11 protein-coding genes, 8 tRNA genes and 1 pseudogene are annotated in these 16202 nt (G+C 63.8%); 18 read left to right on the top strand and 2 right to left on the bottom strand.

Annotation, left to right across the window (positions count from 1 at the left end):
- The 8 genes and pseudogenes from ACTHLF_RS16105 to ACTHLF_RS16070 form a co-directional block, all read left to right on the top strand.
- Positions 1-663 (top strand): annotated as a pseudogene (locus ACTHLF_RS16105) (ATP-dependent zinc metalloprotease FtsH); the annotation flags it as partial.
- A gap of 219 nt (positions 664-882) precedes the next feature.
- Positions 883-959: transfer RNA gene (locus ACTHLF_RS16100), tRNA-Arg, on the top strand.
- A 139-nt stretch (positions 960-1098) separates the two neighbouring features.
- Positions 1099-1175: transfer RNA gene (locus ACTHLF_RS16095), tRNA-Pro, on the top strand.
- A 24-nt stretch (positions 1176-1199) separates the two neighbouring features.
- Positions 1200-1276 (top strand) — tRNA-Arg (locus ACTHLF_RS16090).
- Between the two features lie 13 nt (positions 1277-1289).
- Positions 1290-1366 (top strand) — tRNA-His (locus tag ACTHLF_RS16085).
- Between the two features lie 27 nt (positions 1367-1393).
- Positions 1394-1469, top strand: a tRNA-Lys gene (locus ACTHLF_RS16080).
- A gap of 105 nt (positions 1470-1574) precedes the next feature.
- Positions 1575-3224, top strand: coding sequence for a phosphoethanolamine transferase (locus ACTHLF_RS16075; protein WP_440328522.1), 1650 nt, complete (start codon positions 1575-1577; stop codon positions 3222-3224).
- An 88-nt stretch (positions 3225-3312) separates the two neighbouring features.
- Positions 3313-3397 (top strand) — tRNA-Leu (locus ACTHLF_RS16070).
- Between the two features lie 84 nt (positions 3398-3481).
- Here the strand turns inward: ACTHLF_RS16070 and ACTHLF_RS16065 are convergent.
- Positions 3482-3739, bottom strand: coding sequence for a hypothetical protein (locus ACTHLF_RS16065; RefSeq protein WP_440328521.1), 258 nt, complete (start codon positions 3737-3739; stop codon positions 3482-3484).
- A 114-nt stretch (positions 3740-3853) separates the two neighbouring features.
- On the bottom strand, positions 3854-5242 hold the full coding sequence (locus tag ACTHLF_RS16060; protein ID WP_440328520.1) for an MFS transporter: 1389 nt from the start codon (positions 5240-5242) through the stop codon (positions 3854-3856).
- 91 nt (positions 5243-5333) lie between these two features.
- On the opposite strand from ACTHLF_RS16060, the gene soxR reads away from it, so the two are divergent.
- The 10 genes from soxR to fabV all read left to right on the top strand — a co-directional run bounded on the left by soxR (position 5334) and on the right by fabV (position 16126).
- Positions 5334-5768 carry a redox-sensitive transcriptional activator SoxR gene (gene soxR / locus ACTHLF_RS16055; protein WP_440328518.1) on the top strand — a complete coding sequence of 145 codons (435 nt, stop codon included), beginning with the start codon at positions 5334-5336 and terminating at the stop codon, positions 5766-5768.
- Between the two features lie 176 nt (positions 5769-5944).
- The gene (gene tig, locus ACTHLF_RS16050; protein ID WP_440328516.1) at positions 5945-7237 is read left to right on the top strand and encodes a trigger factor; all 1293 of its coding nucleotides are present in this window, start codon (positions 5945-5947) and stop codon (positions 7235-7237) included.
- A 55-nt stretch (positions 7238-7292) separates the two neighbouring features.
- Positions 7293-7919, top strand: a complete 627-nt coding sequence (gene clpP / locus ACTHLF_RS16045) for an ATP-dependent Clp endopeptidase proteolytic subunit ClpP (protein ID WP_425492858.1) — start codon at positions 7293-7295, stop codon at positions 7917-7919.
- Positions 7920-8022: 103 nt separating this feature from the next.
- On the top strand, positions 8023-9312 hold the full coding sequence (clpX, locus tag ACTHLF_RS16040) for an ATP-dependent Clp protease ATP-binding subunit ClpX (protein WP_247427989.1): 1290 nt from the start codon (positions 8023-8025) through the stop codon (positions 9310-9312).
- Positions 9313-9483: 171 nt separating this feature from the next.
- Positions 9484-11991, top strand: coding sequence for an endopeptidase La (gene lon, locus ACTHLF_RS16035; RefSeq protein ID WP_440328515.1), 2508 nt, complete (start codon positions 9484-9486; stop codon positions 11989-11991).
- A gap of 333 nt (positions 11992-12324) precedes the next feature.
- Complete coding sequence (locus tag ACTHLF_RS16030; protein WP_247327622.1) at positions 12325-12597, top strand: HU family DNA-binding protein; 273 nt, start codon at positions 12325-12327, stop codon at positions 12595-12597.
- A 15-nt stretch (positions 12598-12612) separates the two neighbouring features.
- Positions 12613-12687: transfer RNA gene (locus ACTHLF_RS16025), tRNA-Val, on the top strand.
- Positions 12688-12696: 9 nt separating this feature from the next.
- Positions 12697-12773, top strand: a tRNA-Asp gene (locus tag ACTHLF_RS16020).
- Between the two features lie 86 nt (positions 12774-12859).
- The gene (locus ACTHLF_RS16015) at positions 12860-14770 is read left to right on the top strand and encodes a SurA N-terminal domain-containing protein (RefSeq protein ID WP_440328514.1); all 1911 of its coding nucleotides are present in this window, start codon (positions 12860-12862) and stop codon (positions 14768-14770) included.
- 126 nt (positions 14771-14896) lie between these two features.
- Positions 14897-16126 carry an enoyl-ACP reductase FabV gene (gene fabV / locus ACTHLF_RS16010; RefSeq protein ID WP_440328513.1) on the top strand — a complete coding sequence of 410 codons (1230 nt, stop codon included), beginning with the start codon at positions 14897-14899 and terminating at the stop codon, positions 16124-16126.
- The last annotated feature ends 76 nt before the right edge of the window (positions 16127-16202 follow it).

The following is a 16202-nucleotide window of genomic DNA, read 5'->3' as shown; positions in this document are numbered from 1 at the left end:
CACGAGGCTGGCCACGCCATCATCGGCCGCCTGGTGCCGGAGCACGACCCGGTTTACAAGGTCACGATCATCCCGCGCGGCCGCGCCCTGGGCGTGACCATGTACCTGCCGGAAGGCGACCGCTACAGCATGAACAAGGTCGCGATCGAATCGCAGCTCGCGTCGCTGTACGGCGGCCGCGTTGCCGAGGAGATCATCTTCGGCGCGGACAAGATCACGACCGGCGCTTCCAACGACATCGAGCGGGCCACCAAGATGGCGCGCAACATGGCGACAAAGTGGGGCCTGTCGGACGAACTCGGCCCGGTCATGTACGGCGAGGAAGAGGACGAGGTCTTCATCGGTCGCTCGGTGACGCAGCACAAGAGCGTCTCCAACGAGACCGCGCGCAAGATCGACGAAGTGGTGCGGACCATCCTGGATCGCGCTTACGCGCGCAGCAAGGAGCTCCTGACCACCAACATCGACAAGCTCCACGTGATGGCGGAAGCACTGCTGCAGTACGAGACCATCGATGCGCGCCAGATCGACGACATCATGAATGGTCGCGAGCCCGGCCCGCCGGCCGACTGGCAGAAGCCTGGCTCGACGCCGCCTCCGCCGCCGCGCGGTGATTCCGGCTCGGCGCCGGATAAGGTCGGCAAGCCGGCTACGCAGCTGTAAAAAGGGAAGGGCGGCCATTGGCCGCCCTTCTTCGTTACAGGACGCTCAAATGCCCGTGCGACAACCATTTAGCCGTCCAATTACCCCGACTGTTACCGTTGCGAGAAAAAAAGTTTCAAAAAAGTGTTGACGCACACCCTCGATATCTGAATAATTCCGCTTCTCGGCACGGCGGAAACGCTTCACAGCGATCTCCACCGGGTCTAAGGTTTTAAGTGTGCGCCCGTAGCTCAGTTGGATAGAGTACCAGGCTACGAACTTGGTGGTCGGGAGTTCGAATCTCTCCGGGCGCACCATTTTTAAAACACCATTGATGTCGTTCGCGGTTTCAGTGGTGGTAGTGGAAAGTGTGGTGTGTTCATACGGATTGACGGGCTAGGCTTTGACCCGTAGCATCTGAAAGCTTCGCCAGTACAACGGTGTCGTTTTAGGTTTCGGGGTATAGCTCAGTCTGGTAGAGCGCCAGCTTTGGGAGCTGGATGTCGGGGGTTCGAATCCCTCTGCCCCGACCAATTGGTGCTCTACGTACAGTGCCTGCGCCTGTAGCTCAACCGGATAGAGCATCGGCCTTCTAAGCCGACGGTTGCAGGTTCGATTCCTGTCGGGCGCGCCAGTTAAGGTTTATGGTGGGCGTAGCTCAGTTGGTTAGAGTACCGGATTGTGATTCCGGATGTCGTGGGTTCGAATCCCATCGTCCACCCCACTTTTGTTTGTTACAATTTACGTTTCCGGGCCGTTAGCTCAGTTGGTAGAGCAGTTGACTCTTAATCAATTGGTCGTAAGTTCGAATCTTACACGGCCCACCAATTTGAAAGGCGCTTAGAGAAATCTAAGCGCCTTTTTCTTTGGTACGCTTGCCGGTTACACATTTCTTACACGCTGGCGTACCCAAGGGGCCAGGTCGAGGCCTCATGCTTATTCAAGAACACACTGTACGGCGCGGCGCGAAGCGTGGCATCCCTGCCTGGCTGCTGGGCGTGACGGTGGCCCTTTATATCCTTGCCGTGCTCAATCGTCCGCTTTGGGGCGAGGTGCATAGCGCACTCGAGGTATCACGCGGCACCGCCGGCTTCTGGGCCCTCAGCGTGTCGATCTGGTGCCGGCTCGTAGCGAACCTTGTGCTCACCCTTGCGCTGGTCATCTGGCCGCGCATCAGCAAGCCGCTGCTGGCATTGCTGATCCTTGTTTCGGCGGCGAGCGCTTACTACACGCAGACCTTTAGCGTCCGTCTCAACGAAGACATCATCCAGAGCATCTTCGAGACGACGCGTGCGGAGGCCATGGCGCTGATCACGCCTGCCTTCCTGGGCTGGATGGCGTTGTTCGGCGTGCTTCCCGTCGTGATCATTTCGCTGGTCCCCGTGCGCTTCATGCCGTTGTGGCGCAGCCTTGGTGTGCGCGCGGCCATCATCGTTACCGCTACGCTGTTGCTCGTCCTGCCGCCCCTGCTGGTCGGTCGCAACTACATCTACTTCGAGCGCAACCACCGCGGCATGTACGACGTGTACCACCCGTACGCCGCGCTCAGCGGCACGTTCCATTACCTGCAGCGCGATGTCTTCCGCAAGAAGAGGGTGGTGGCACCGATCGGCACGGACGCCACCCTCACGCCGAACGCTGCGATGGCGGCGCGCAAGCGTGTCGTCGTGCTCGTGGTTGGGGAGACTGCGCGCGCCGAAAACCAGTCGCTGCAGGGCTATGCGCGCGACACCAACCCGGAGATGCAGCGCGCAGGCGCCATCTACTTCAGCGACGCCTGGTCCTGCGGGACAGCGACGACGGTGTCCGTGCCGTGCATGTTCTCGAACATGACGCGCGAGAAATTCGACAAGCCGGTGGCCAAGGCGCGCTGGAATGCGCTGGATGTGCTGCAGCATGCGGGCGTGGACGTGCTCTGGCGCGATAACGACGAGGGTTGCAAGGACGTCTGCGAGCGCGTGCCGAACGATGACCTGACGAATGCGAAGATTGCCGGCCTGTGCGACGCCAGTGGTTGCCTCGACGAGGTGCTCATCAGCGACCTGCCTGAGCGACTCGCGAAACTCCGCTCACCGGCCTTGCTAGTCCTGCATATCAAGGGCAGCCATGGCCCGGCGTACTTCCAGCGCTACCCGGCTGCATTCAACGTCTTCAGGCCCGGCTGCGATACCGCCGAGGTGCAGACCTGCACCTACGCGCAGACGGTGGCAAGCTACGACAACACGATCCTGTACACCGATCACATCCTCGGCAAGGTGGTCGAGGCGCTGAAGGCGGAGCCCGATGTCGACAGCGCCATGATGTATCTCTCCGACCACGGCGAATCGCTCGGTGAGAAGGACGTGTACCTCCACGGCGCCGACTGGGCGACCGGACCCACCCAGCAGAAGCACATCCCCATGCTTATGTGGCTGTCGCCGGGCTGGGTGCGCGACAGCGGGTTGCGGATGGAGTGCGTGGACCGGCGCCGTGTCCAGCCGGCCAGCCAGGACAACCTGTTCCACACCCTGCTGGGCTTCTTCCAGGCGAAGACCGAGGTCTACCGGCCGGAGCTGGATCTTCTGGCTGGCTGCCAGGGCTGAGTGTGTCGGGCGCGCCACGCTGTATAGGCCACGCCACGCGGCCCGGTGTGGACCGGCGGCTTGCCTGCCCCTAGAATGGCGCCGCGATGCGAGAGTGGCGGAATTGGTAGACGCACCAGATTTAGGTTCTGGCGGAGAAATCCGTGAGGGTTCGAGTCCCTCCTTTCGCACCATGTGATTCCAGGCGCCCCGGTATCGGAATGATGCCGGGGCGCTTTGCATTCGTCGGTCGAATCGGTCGCCCGGCTGCGGGCCGCCTAGAAGGTTAGCTTGAGCGCCGCTGCGATGACCGCTGCGCAAGTACCCAGTGCGCTGACCAGCAGCGTGATGAAGGTGATCTTGAGGTAATGACGGTGCTCGGCCTCAATCTTCGCGGTTTCCGCACGCAACTTCGCGCCCTCGTCACGTGCTCTCGCGCTTTCCTCCAGGATCTTTAACGTCTCGGCTACGGTCTTCGAGATGGCTAACTGAATTTGCTCGTTGTCGTTCCGGTCCAATGTGGTCGCCCGATCCATGAGGTGCGTTGCCCTTCAGCGTAGCAGGCGTCATTTGCCTTCATGCAAAGTAGTGGCGTGTACGACCGACGAACAGGTGATCCTGGCCGATGGCTTGCGTAGGGTTTTTCTCGCTTAACGTAGTGCTGGCGCGTTCGTCCGGCGTGCGACCACACTCGCCAACCACGCAAGCAAAACCGTGATGGCGAAGTTCGCACCGAACGCCATCGTCTGCGATACGTTGAGCAATGCCGCAAACAGCGAGCCGCCAATGGCGAGTGTCGATGCGACCGCGAGCGATTCGCATAGCTGCAGCGCCGAAGCGTTCGTGCCTTGTTCGTGTGGCGCCGACATGGAAAGCGCGAGCGTCGACACGGTGCCGTAGACCATGCCGATGCCGAGCCCGGTGGTAAGCCAGCCAAGTACGGAAAGAGCGACTGGCGTGGCGGCGAACGTGGCGAGGCCGGCGACGATCGTGCCGATCGCCATCAATGCCGTTCCACGATTCAATAGCGCCTGCCGCGAGATCTTCGCCAGATGGCCCTGGTACCACGAGCCTGAAAACCAGCCCACGGCGCCCACGCTGATCGCGAGGCCAGACCATGTGGGTGACAGGCCGTGCTGGCGTGAGAAGGCGAGCGGCAGAAAAGCCTCGGCGCCGAAGAAAGCGGATGCCGCAAGACCGCGCAGGCCGATGACCGCGGGTAAGCCCCGAGCGGCACGAAGCGTGCCCGGTGGCAGCAGGCGTCGGCCACAGAAGATCAGCGCGCCGAGCGCGGGTGTGAGAAGCGCAACGGCCCGCCACCCCTGTTCCTGCCCGGCCATGAACAGCGCGCAGGCGCCCAGCGAGGCGCCGACCGCGTTGACCATGCGGCCGGGCTGATCGTTGTGGTGAGCGACGGGCGGGTCAAGCGAGCGGATGGCTCCGCGTACGCCGAGGGCCGCCGGAATCGCAAGCAGCGGCACGCCCAGGAAGACCCAGCGCCAGCCGACGTGCTCGACGATCAGGCCACTCACCGCTGGGCCGATCAGCGCCGGCACCACCCAGCCCGCGGAGAACGAGGCGAAGACCTTGGGGCGCAGGTGATCGGGATAGAGGCGGCCGACGATGACGTAGAGGGCAGGGGACAGAAGGCCCGCGCCGAGCCCCTGGATGAGCCGGCCCGCGAGCAGCATGGGCATCGTATGGGCGAAGCCAGCGACCACCAGGCCGGCGACGAAGCCGCCCAGGCCAGTCCACAGGGCGGGACCCGGGCCGCGCCGGTCGCTCCAGCGCCCGGAGATCACCATGCCGATGACGCTGGTGGCGAGCACGCCGCCGAAGGCGAGGGCGTACAGGCGCAGCCCGTCGAGCTCACGTGCGACCGTGGGCATCGCCGTCGTGACGGCGAGGGCCTCGAACGCGATCAGGGAGATCAGGGCGACCATGCCGAGCGTGGCCGCCCGATAGCGTGGGGCGAGGATGCCTTCGGCAGGGGAGGCCGCGGCGTGGAGGAGCTGGGGGTCAGACATACCCGCGTTCATGGTCGATCCTTGGGGGTGGGGAGTGTCGCATGCTTGCGTGCGTGCCCCGGAAGCCGCAGGATCGGACCTGAACCATGGTTGAGGTCAAGCGATGCGTGAGCTGAGCGTGGGTGAAGTGGCCCGCCGCGCCGGGGTGGCGGTGTCCGCCCTTCATTTCTACGAGAGGAAAGGGCTGATCCACAGCCTCCGGACCGCCGGGAACCAGCGCCGCTACGGCAGCGACGTCCTGCGCCGGATCGCCGTGATCCGCGTGGCCCAGCGTGTCGGTATTCCCCTCGAGGCGGTACGGCAGGCGCTGGCAAGCCTGCCGGAAGGCCGTACGCCCAGCCGGGAAGATTGGGCGGGCCTCTCGGCCCGCTGGCGCCAGGACCTCGACGACCGTATTGCCCAGCTCACCAACCTGCGAGACCGGCTGGGCGACTGCATTGGCTGTGGGTGCCTCTCCATGTCAGCCTGCGCCCTCGCCAATCCGGGTGATTCGCTGGCAGCGGAAGGGGGTGGCCCCCGACGCTGGACCGGGCCGTGAGGCCTGTTGCGGCGGTATGACGGCAAAACGTAGAATGGGCAGTCATTTGCGGGGTTTTCGTCAGCGCCGGCTGGTCCGGGGTGGGGCCAGGCGCTCGCGGTGAATCCCTACAGTTTTGGTCAAGGCGGCGGATGCCGCCATCGCGCCGTAGATAAGCGGCGGTTTCAGGAGAGGTCATGCAGGTTTCGGTTGAGAATGTCGGCAAGCTCGGGCGCAAGCTCACGGTGAAATTCCCGGCTGAGCGTCTGGAGACGCAGGTCTCCGAGCGCATCGCGGAAATGGGCCGCACGGTCCGCCTCAAGGGCTTCCGTCCCGGCAAGGTGCCCACCACGGTGATCAAGCAGCGTTTCGGCGCGCAGGTCCGTGGCGAGGCTCTCTCGGACCTCATCGGCAGCACCCTGCGCGAAGCGGTGAACCAGGAGAAGCTCCAGCCGATCGCCAACCCGTCGGTCGACACCACGGGCAACGCCGTCGACGGCGAGATCGCCTACACCGCCACCTTCGAAGTCATGCCGGAATTCCCGGCGGTCGACGTGGCCGCGCTTGAGATCGCCCGCCCGAAGGCCGAGGTGAAGGATTCCGACATAGACAAGATGATCGAGACCCTGCGCACCCAGCGTCGCAGCTTCGACGAAGTCGCCCGCGCCTCGAAGGAAGGCGATTTCGTGATGTTCGAATACGCCGCCGAAGCCGGTGACTACCGCTTCCCGGCCGAGGGCCTTGAGCGCGCTGGCAGCGTGATCGGCTCGGGCACCCTGTTCAAGGCACTGGACGATGCCCTGACCGGCCGTAGCGCCGGTGAAGACCTGGTCCAGGACGTCGCCTTCCCGGACGATTTCCGTAACCCGGAACTCGCCGGCAAGACCGCCAAGGTCACCTTCAAGATCATCAAGGTCCAGGAGCCGAACCTCCCGGCCGTGGATGCCGAGTTCATCCAGCTGTTCGGCGTGGCCGATGGCGATGTCGAGACCTTCCGCAAGGAAGTCCGCGCCAACCTCGAGCGCGAGCTCAAGGCCACCCTCATGGCCCGCCTGAAGTCGGAAGTGGCCGAGAAGCTCGCCGAGGCGTACCCGGACCTTGACGTGCCGGACCTCATGGCCAATGCCGAGGCGCAGAGCCTGGCGGCCGGCAACCTGCCGCGCGGCCAGCAGCCGTCGCCGGAGATGGTGGCCCAGGCCCTGCCGTTCGCGAAGAAGCGCGTCATCGCCGCCCTCCTCATGGGTGAGATCGCCCGCAAGAACGAGCTGCGCCTGGATCGCAAGCGCATGGGCGAAATGCTCGCCGCGATCGCTTCCACCTATGAAGAACCGGAAAAGGTCATTGAACTGTATAACAGTGACCCCCAACTGATGCAGGGACTGCAGAACCGCGTGATGGAAGACCAGGTGGCCGAATGGGTGGCAGATAACGCCAAGTCCAGCGACCAGGAACTGAGCTTCGACGAGGTAATGCGGCCGATCGGCGCCTGAGGCGCCGGTTTACCAGCACTAACCGGGCCCCATACCTAGGAGAGACCGCATGTCCATGGCGCCGATCCAGAACCTCAACCTGGTGCCCATCGTCGTCGAACAGACCTCGCGCGGCGAGCGTTCGTACGATATTTACTCGCGCCTCCTGAAGGAGCGCGTGATTTTCGCGGTGGGCCCGGTCGACGACTACATGGCCAACGTGATCGTCGCGCAGCTCCTGTTCCTTGAGTCGGAAAACCCGGACAAGGACATCAACCTGTACATCAACAGCCCCGGCGGCTCCGTCACCGCGGGCATGGCGATCTACGACACCATGCAGTTCGTGAAGCCGGATGTCAGCACCATGTGCATCGGCCAGGCCGCCTCCATGGGCGCCCTGTTGCTGGCGGCAGGTGCGGCCGGCAAGCGTTACTCGCTGCCGCACTCCCGGATCATGATCCACCAGCCCTGGGCTGGCGGCATTTCCGGCCAGGCCACCGACATCGAGATCCACGCCCGTGAAATTCTCACGATGCGTGAGCGTCTCAATGCCATCCTGGCGAACCACAGCGGCAAGACGGTCGAGGAAATCGCCCGTGACACCGAGCGCGATCGTTTCATGAGCGGCGCGGAAGCGCAGGCTTATGGCCTGATCGATTCGGTGCTCGACAAGCGCACGGTCGACACCGTCAAATCCGCTTGATAGGTATTTTCGCTTGTGAAATCCAGCACTTCGCCCCGACTTCCCGGGGCGGGGTGCTGTGCTATTCTCAAAGCGCATCTGGATTCTCAGTAGGGCCCAAAGCATGAGCGACGAGCGGCAAGGCCGTTCCAACGACGGCAAGATTCTGTACTGCTCCTTCTGCGGCAAGAGCCAGCATGAAGTGCGCAAGCTGATCGCCGGCCCCAGCGTGTTCATCTGCGACGAATGCGTTGAGCTGTGCAATGACATCATTCGCGAGGAACTGGAAGAAAAGGCGGCCTCCGGCCGTACCCAGCTTCCGAAGCCGCGCGAAATCATGGAAGCGCTTGATCAGTATGTGGTCGGCCAGACCCGCGCCAAGAAGGCGCTGTCGGTTGCCGTCTACAACCACTACAAGCGCATGGAATCGCGCCAGAAGAACGACGATGTCGAACTCGGCAAGTCCAACATCCTCCTGATCGGTCCGACCGGTTCGGGCAAGACCCTGCTGGCGGAAACGCTGGCCCGTCTGCTCAACGTGCCGTTCACGATCGCGGATGCCACGACCCTGACCGAAGCCGGTTACGTCGGTGAGGATGTCGAGAACATCATCCAGAAGCTTCTGCAGAAGTGCGACTACGACGTTGAAAAGGCTCAGAGCGGCATCGTCTATATCGATGAGATCGACAAGATTTCGCGCAAGAGCGAAAACCCGTCGATCACCCGCGATGTGTCCGGTGAGGGTGTCCAGCAGGCGCTGCTGAAGCTGATCGAAGGCACGCTGGCCTCCGTTCCGCCGCAGGGTGGCCGCAAGCACCCGCAGCAGGAGTTCCTGCAGGTCGATACGCGCAACATCCTCTTCATCTGCGGCGGCGCGTTTGCCGGCCTGGAGAAGGTGATCCAGCAGCGTTCCGAGACCACCGGTATCGGCTTCGGCGCCGAAGTGCGTTCGAAGGAACGTACCGAGAACGTCGGCAAGATGCTGTCCGAGGTGGAGCCGGCGGATCTGGTCCGTTTCGGTCTCATCCCTGAGTTCGTGGGCCGCCTGCCGGTCGTCGCCACGCTCGATGAGCTGGACGAAGCCGCGCTGGTGCAGATCCTCACGGAGCCGAAGAACGCCGTCACAAAGCAGTTCCGCAAGCTGTTCGACATGGAAGGCGCCGAGCTCGAGTTCCGTCCGGAAGCCCTTTCGGCGATCGCCAAGCGCGCGCTGAAGCGGAAGACGGGCGCACGCGGCCTTCGCACCATCCTGGAGCAGGTGCTGCTTGACACCATGTTCGAGCTGCCGTCGCTGGAGCACGTCAGCAAGGTGGTAGTGGACGACGCCGTCATCGATGGCCAGGCCGAGCCGTACCTGATCTACCGCGGCAACCTGCAGCAGCGGATCGCGGGCGAGGGCGGCGACGCCGCCTGACGCGTCCCGCCGTAACACATGAACGGCTCCGGCGCCTTACAGCGCCGGGGCCGTTTTTGTATGTAGGCGTAGCCCTTGATGGTCCCTTCGCGAACCTCCACTTGACTACCATGGTGGCTCCGGCGCAGTGTCGGGGCGAACCCCACATTCTTTGAGGGAAAACCCTTACACATGGCGAAGAATCGCAGAGAAACCACGAGCGGAGCCGCGCTGGACCTGTTGCCGGTCCTCCCCCTGCGCGATGTCGTCGTCTACCCGCACATGGTCATCCCGCTGTTCGTGGGGCGCGACAAATCGATGCGCGCGCTCGAGCAGGCGATGGAAGGCGAACGGCAGATCCTCCTCGTGGCCCAGAAGAGCCCGGACATCGATGATCCGTCGGTGGACGACCTGCACCAGATTGGTACGCTCGCCGGCGTGCTGCAGCTGCTGAAGCTTCCCGATGGCACCGTGAAGGTGCTGGTCGAGGGGCAGTCGCGCGTGCAGATTGAGTCGTTCGAGGACGAGGCCGGCATGATGCGCGGGCGCGCTCGCGTCATTGAGCCGATTTACACCGGAAGCGATCGCGAACTCGATGTCGTTTCGCGTTCGCTGGTCTCGCTGTTCGAACAGCTGGTGAACCAGAGCCGCAAGCTGCCGCCGGAGATCCTCGCGACCCTGTCGGGCATTGACGATCCGTCGCGCCTCGCCGACTCCATCGCCGCGCACCTGTCGGTGCGCATGGCTGATAAGCAGAAGGTCCTGGAGACGTCGGACGTCGGCCAGCGTCTCGAGCTGCTGATCGGGCTTGTCGATGGCGAGATGGATCTGCAGCAGGTCGAGAAGCGCATCCGCGGCCGCGTGAAGTCGCAGATGGAGAAGAGCCAGCGCGAGTACTACCTCAACGAGCAGATGAAGGCCATCCCGAAGGAGCTGGGTGAGGGTGAGGAAGGTTCGAACGAGATTGAAGAACTCCAGAAGAAGATCGACAACGCGGGCATGCCGAAGGCAGTCCTCGCGAAGGCGCGCCAGGAGTTCAACAAGCTGAAGCAGATGTCGCCGATGTCGGCGGAAGCCACGGTCGTGCGCAACTACCTCGACTGGGTGGTCGGCGTGCCGTGGAAGAAGCGCAGCAAGGTCCTGAAGGATCTGGCGCTCGCACAGGAAACCCTCGACGCCGATCACTTCGGCCTGGAGAAGGTCAAGGAGCGCATCCTTGAATACCTGGCGGTGCAGCAGCGCGTAAACACCATGAAGGGCCCGATCCTCTGCCTCGTCGGTCCGCCGGGCGTGGGCAAGACCTCGCTCGGCCAGTCGATCGCCAAGGCGACGAACCGCAAGTTCGTCCGCATGAGCCTGGGCGGCGTTCGCGACGAGGCCGAGATCCGTGGCCATCGCCGGACCTACATCGGTTCCATGCCGGGCCGCATCGTGCAGAACCTCAACAAGGTCGGCACGAAGAACCCGCTGTTCGTCCTCGATGAAATCGACAAGATGTCGATGGACTTCCGTGGTGACCCGTCGTCGGCCCTGCTCGAGGTGCTCGATCCGGAGCAGAACCACGCGTTCAACGACCATTACCTCGAAGTCGATCTGGACCTCTCGGAAGTGATGTGGGTGGCCACGGCTAACTCGCTCAACATCCCTGGCCCGCTGCTCGACCGCATGGAAGTCATCCGCATCCCGGGTTACACCGAGGATGAGAAGCTCAACATCGCGCAGAAGTACCTGCTGCCGAAGCAGCTGAAGGCGAATGGCCTGAAGGCGGATGAGCTGGCGGTGGCCGAAGATGCGCTGCGCGACATCGTGCGCTACTACACCCGGGAATCGGGCGTGCGTAACCTCGAGCGCGAGATCTCCAAGATCTGCCGCAAGGTCGTGAAGGAGCTTGCCCTGGGTACCGTGCCGGCCAATGCGAAGGCCAAGGTAGCGAAGGCACCTGCGAAGGGCGCCAAGGCGAAGGCATCCGCCCCCGGCAAGGTGCTCGTCGATGCGAGCAATCTTGATCATTACCTCGGCGTGCGCCGCTTCGATTTCGGCCGCGCGGAGCTGCAGAACGAAGTGGGCCTGGTCACCGGCCTGGCGTGGACGCAGGTCGGCGGCGATCTCCTCAGCATCGAGGCCTCCGTGGTCCCGGGCAAGGGGCGCCTCGTGCACACCGGCCAGCTCGGCGATGTGATGAAGGAATCGATCCAGGCGGCACTCAGTGTTGTCCGCGCTCGCGCGGCAGGCCTGGGCATCGAGCCGGATTTCCACGAGAAGCTCGATATCCACATCCACGTGCCGGAAGGTGCTACGCCGAAGGACGGCCCGAGCGCAGGTATCGCCATGTGCACGGCGCTGGTTTCCGCCCTGACCAAGGTGCCGGTGCGCTCCGAGGTCGCGATGACGGGCGAGATCACGCTGCGCGGTCGCGTGCTGCCCATCGGTGGCCTGAAAGAGAAACTGCTTGCGGCGCATCGCGGCGGCATCACCACCGTGATCATCCCCGATGAGAACCGGAAGGATCTCGTCGACCTGCCGGAAAACATCACCCGCTCGCTGGAGATCCATCCGGTGAAGTGGATCGATGAAGTGCTGGACCTCGCACTGGAACGACCCCTGGGGCCCTCCAAGGCTGCAGACGGGAAGCCCGTTGAGGTAACGCGCAAATCGGGCAAGGGTGGCAAGGGGAAGAACTCCCCGTCGCTCACGCATTGATTTGACGTAACGTGCCGTCACGGCGGCAAAAGGGCGCACCCTCGGTGCGCCCTTTTTGTTTTCGCTAACCTGTCATTAATCACCCGCGATAATCGTTTTTCATCGTCAGCGCAAGCCTCCCCGCATGATGCACTTGCGCTGAAAACGTTGGTATTGCTCGTGTTGCGGCGGGGGGAGGGCGCTGGTATAAAGGCCACACCGCCATCGCCCGCGCCGCAAGGGCGCCATGCATCGCGGGGTCGCCGATCATGCCTTTGGCAGGTCCGTTGACCTGACGTATTTTCGTCCGGGATCGCCGTCCGGCGTTCCGAATTACCTTTAGGGAGTCACGTAATGAACAAAACCGAACTTGTCGCCGCCATTGCTGAGAAGTCCGAGCTGTCGAAGGCCGATGCCGGCCGCGCGCTCGAGGCTTTCATCGAGGCGGTGAAGGAAGGCCTGAAGAGCGGCGGCGACGTCGCCATCGTGGGCTTCGGCACGTTCAAGGTGCGCAGCCGCGCCGCCCGCACGGGCCGCAACCCGCGCACGAATGAAGAGATCAAGATCCCGGCTTCGAAGGTTCCGGCCTTCACCGCTGGCAAGGCGCTCAAGGATCACGTAAACTAAACGGCTTACCGTAGGGGGTGCTTAGCTCAGCGGTAGAGCGTCGCCTTTACACGGCGCTGGTCGGGGGTTCGATCCCCTCAGCACCCACCAACGGGAAGTGGAGTGGTAGTTCAGTCGGTTAGAATGCTGGCCTGTCACGCCGGAGGTCGCGGGTTCGAGTCCCGTCCACTCCGCCAATGGTCCCGCAAAGGCGCCCGTGTGGCGCCTTTGCTTTATCTACCGCCGGCAACGGTTTGCCGGTGCCACCTGTGCGAGTTGCATCATGCTGCAAGCCCTGCGTAACAAGATCCACGGTTGGCCCGCTGCCATCGTCCTTGGCATCTGCGTCTTTGCCGTCGCCTTCTTCGGCATCGAGTCGTACTTCGTCTCGCACACCGATACGTTCGTGGCGAAGGTCGACGACCACGAGATTTCGCAGCAGGAGTTCCAGGCGCGCATCAACGAGCTGCGCCAGCAGTTCATGGCCAACCCCAACTCGCCGTACAAGCCTTCCGATCTCGAGAAGCCCGAGGTCAAGCAGCAGGTCCTGGATGGCATGATCAACCAGGCGCTCCTGCAGAAGGCGAACACCGATCTCGGTCTCGCGGTTTCCGACCTCGCCGTGCGCGATGTGATCGGCACCGACCAGACCTTCCAGGTCGATGGCCGCTTCGAGCCGGGCACCTACCGCGCCGTCCTCGCCGCGCAGGGCATGACCCCGGCGATGTACGAAGCTCGCGTTCGCCAGGGCCTCGCCACGCAGATGCTGCCGGAGGCCATCTCGGCCACGACGCTCGTGAGCGACGCCGACGTCGACAATTTCTTCCGCCTGCACGACCAGCAGCGTGACCTGCGTTTCGTCGACCTGCCGCACCCGTCGCTCACCGATGCGACGGTTGCCGACAGCGAGATCGATGCCTTCTACAAGGCCCATCTCGCCGACTACACCACGCCGGAACAGGTCTCCGTGCAGTACCTCGAAGTGAAGCAGGCCGACCTGAAGGTGGGCGAGCCCACCGACGAGCAGCTCCACGAGTACTACGACAAGTTCAAGCAGCGCTACGCCCAGCCCGAGCAGCGCATGGCGTCGCATATCCTGATCAACGTCCCGAAGAACGCGACGCCGGATCAGCAGAAGGCCGCGCTGGAAAAGGCAAAGAAGATCGCCGCCGAGGCCACGCCGGAAAACTTCGCGAAGCTGGCCGCCGAGAACTCGGACGACCTGGGCTCCAAGCGCACGGGCGGCGACCTCGGCTGGCTCGAAAAGGGCGTGACCAACCCGGCATTCGACAGCGCGCTGTTCGCGATGAAGAAGGGCGACGTCAGCAAGGAGCCGATCCTCTCGCCGGACGAGGGCTATCACATCATCTGGCTGCGCGACGCCCGCGAGGGTGACGCCAAGCCGTTCGCCGAAGTGCGTGGCCAGCTGGCCAGCGACTGGGCGAAGGCCGAAGGCGAGCGCCTGTACAACGAGAAGGCCGGCCAGCTGGCCGATCTTGCCGAGCGCAACCCCGGTTCACTCGACGTCCCCGCCAAGGAACTCGGTCTCGAGGTCAAGACGAGCCCGCTGTTCGGCCGGAACGGTGGCGAGGGCGTCACCCAGGATCCGAAGTTCGTGCAGGCCGCGTTCGCCGAGGATGTCCTGACCCAGGGCAACAACTCGTCACTGGTGCAGGTCGGCCAGGGCGATGCGATCATCATGCACCTCGCCAAGCACAATGCCTCCGCCCCGCAGGCTATCGCGACCGTGAAGGACGCGATTCGCCAGCGGATCCTGGATGAGCGCGTCAACGCGCTGGCGAAGAAGCAGGCTGACGAGCTGGTTGCCGCGCTCAACAAGGGCGGCGACGTCGCCACCCTGGCCAAGGTGCCGGTGAAGACCGCGACGGGCCTGGTGCGCAGCAAGCTGGCCGAGGCGAAGGACGTTCCGCCCGCGATCCTGCAGGCCGCTTTCTCGCTCCCGCACCCGGTCGATGGCAAGCCGTCCTGGACGGCCGTCGCCGACGGCACGGGCAGCTACGCCGTGGTCGCCGTGGACAAGGTCACCGACGGGGACCCGTCGAAGGTGGAAAAGGCGATGCGTGATGGCCTGCGTGGGCAGATGATGGACGCGATGGCGCATGCCGTCACCGTCCAGTACATCGACGCCCTTAAGGCGAAGGCCAAGATCGTCATTGCCAACGACCGCCTGTAAGCCTCGCGGCCGTCGTACTCCGAAAACCCCGCTACCGGCGGGGTTTTTTTTGCCCTGCAACATGCGGAAGCGCATGGACCGCGTCCCGATTTAGAATGGCGGCCTTATCGCGTCAAAGGACAAACCGTGATCATTCAACCCAAGGTTCGTGGCTTCATCTGCACCACCGCCCACCCGGTCGGCTGTGCGAAGAATGTCGAAGAGCAGATCGCCATCACCAAAGCCAGTGGCGCGTTCGCCGATGGCCCAAAGAAGGTGCTGGTCATCGGCTCGTCCACCGGCTACGGCCTGGCCTCGCGCATCACGGCTGCCTTCGGCCATGGCGCCGACACCCTTGGCGTGTTCTTCGAAAAGCCCTCCAGCGAAACGAAGACGGGCACGGCTGGCTGGTACAACGCCTACGCGTTCGACAAGGTCGCGCGTGAGGCGGGCCTGTTCGCGAAGTCGATCAACGGCGACGCGTTTGCGAACGAGACCCGTGCGAAGGCCATCGAGATCATCAAGAGTGAGATGGGTGGCAAGGTCGACCTGGTCGTTTATTCGCTCGCTTCCCCGGTGCGCAAGCTCCCGGAAGGCACGACGATGGGCGAGCCGGGCACGGTGGTGCGCTCGGCGCTGAAGACGGTGGGCGAGGTCTTCAAGGCGTCCTCGGTCGATACGAACAAGAACGAAGTCGTCGAGGCTACGGTCGAGCCGGCTACCGAGCAGGAAAAGAAGGACACCGTCACCGTCATGGGTGGCGAGGACTGGGCCCTGTGGATCGACGCCCTGGCGAAGGCCGGTGTACTGGCGGACAACGCCACGACCGTCGCCTACAGCTATATCGGCACCGAGACCACCTGGCCGATGTACCGCCGCGGCACCCTGGGTCTCGCGAAGGAGCACCTTGAGCGTACGGCGCACGAACTTGCCAAGCGCCACGCCGGCCTCCACCTGCGCTCGTACGTGGGCGTGCTGAAGTCGGTCGTCACGCAGGCCAGCTCGGCCATCCCGGTGATCCCGCTCTACGTCTCGATGGTCTTCAAGATCATGAAGGCGAAGGGCCTCCACGAAGGCTGCATCGAACAGATCAACCGCCTGTTCCACGATCGTCTCTACCGCACCGACGGCAAGCCGGCCGAGACCGATCCGGAAGGCCGCGTGCGCCTGGATGACTGGGAGCTGCGCGATGACGTGCAGGCCGAGTGCAAGGCGCTCTGGCCGAAGGTGACCACGGCCAACCTGTGGGAAGAAACCGACTACGCCGGTTACAAGCACGAGTTCATCAAGCTCTTCGGCTTCGAGGCCAAGGGCGTGGATTACGACGCCGACACCAGCGCCGACGTGCAGTGGGACGTGGTCCAGCTGCAGTCCTGACGCGAGACTCGTGGGGGCGGGGGGGGGGGGGGGGGGGGGGGGGGGGGGCGCCCCACCCCCCCCCCCCCCCCCCCCC

It is taken from the genome of Luteibacter sp. (genome assembly GCF_051958795.1).
Lineage (GTDB): Bacteria > Pseudomonadota > Gammaproteobacteria > Xanthomonadales > Rhodanobacteraceae > Luteibacter.
Note: the sequence above shows the minus strand (reverse complement) of the source record. Positions and strands in the feature narration are given on the sequence as shown.

Coding starts and splice junctions, on each gene's coding strand:
- clpX (WP_247427989.1), top strand. CDS start 8,023: ATGAGCGACGAGCGGCAAGGCCGTTCCAACGACGGCAAGATTCTGTAC.
- ACTHLF_RS16060 (WP_440328520.1), bottom strand. CDS start 5,242: ATGAACGCGGGTATGTCTGACCCCCAGCTCCTCCACGCCGCGGCCTCC.
- soxR (WP_440328518.1), top strand. CDS start 5,334: ATGCGTGAGCTGAGCGTGGGTGAAGTGGCCCGCCGCGCCGGGGTGGCG.
- ACTHLF_RS16030 (WP_247327622.1), top strand. CDS start 12,325: ATGAACAAAACCGAACTTGTCGCCGCCATTGCTGAGAAGTCCGAGCTG.
- tig (WP_440328516.1), top strand. CDS start 5,945: ATGCAGGTTTCGGTTGAGAATGTCGGCAAGCTCGGGCGCAAGCTCACG.
- ACTHLF_RS16015 (WP_440328514.1), top strand. CDS start 12,860: ATGCTGCAAGCCCTGCGTAACAAGATCCACGGTTGGCCCGCTGCCATC.
- ACTHLF_RS16065 (WP_440328521.1), bottom strand. CDS start 3,739: ATGGATCGGGCGACCACATTGGACCGGAACGACAACGAGCAAATTCAG.
- ACTHLF_RS16075 (WP_440328522.1), top strand. CDS start 1,575: ATGCTTATTCAAGAACACACTGTACGGCGCGGCGCGAAGCGTGGCATC.
- clpP (WP_425492858.1), top strand. CDS start 7,293: ATGGCGCCGATCCAGAACCTCAACCTGGTGCCCATCGTCGTCGAACAG.
- lon (WP_440328515.1), top strand. CDS start 9,484: ATGGCGAAGAATCGCAGAGAAACCACGAGCGGAGCCGCGCTGGACCTG.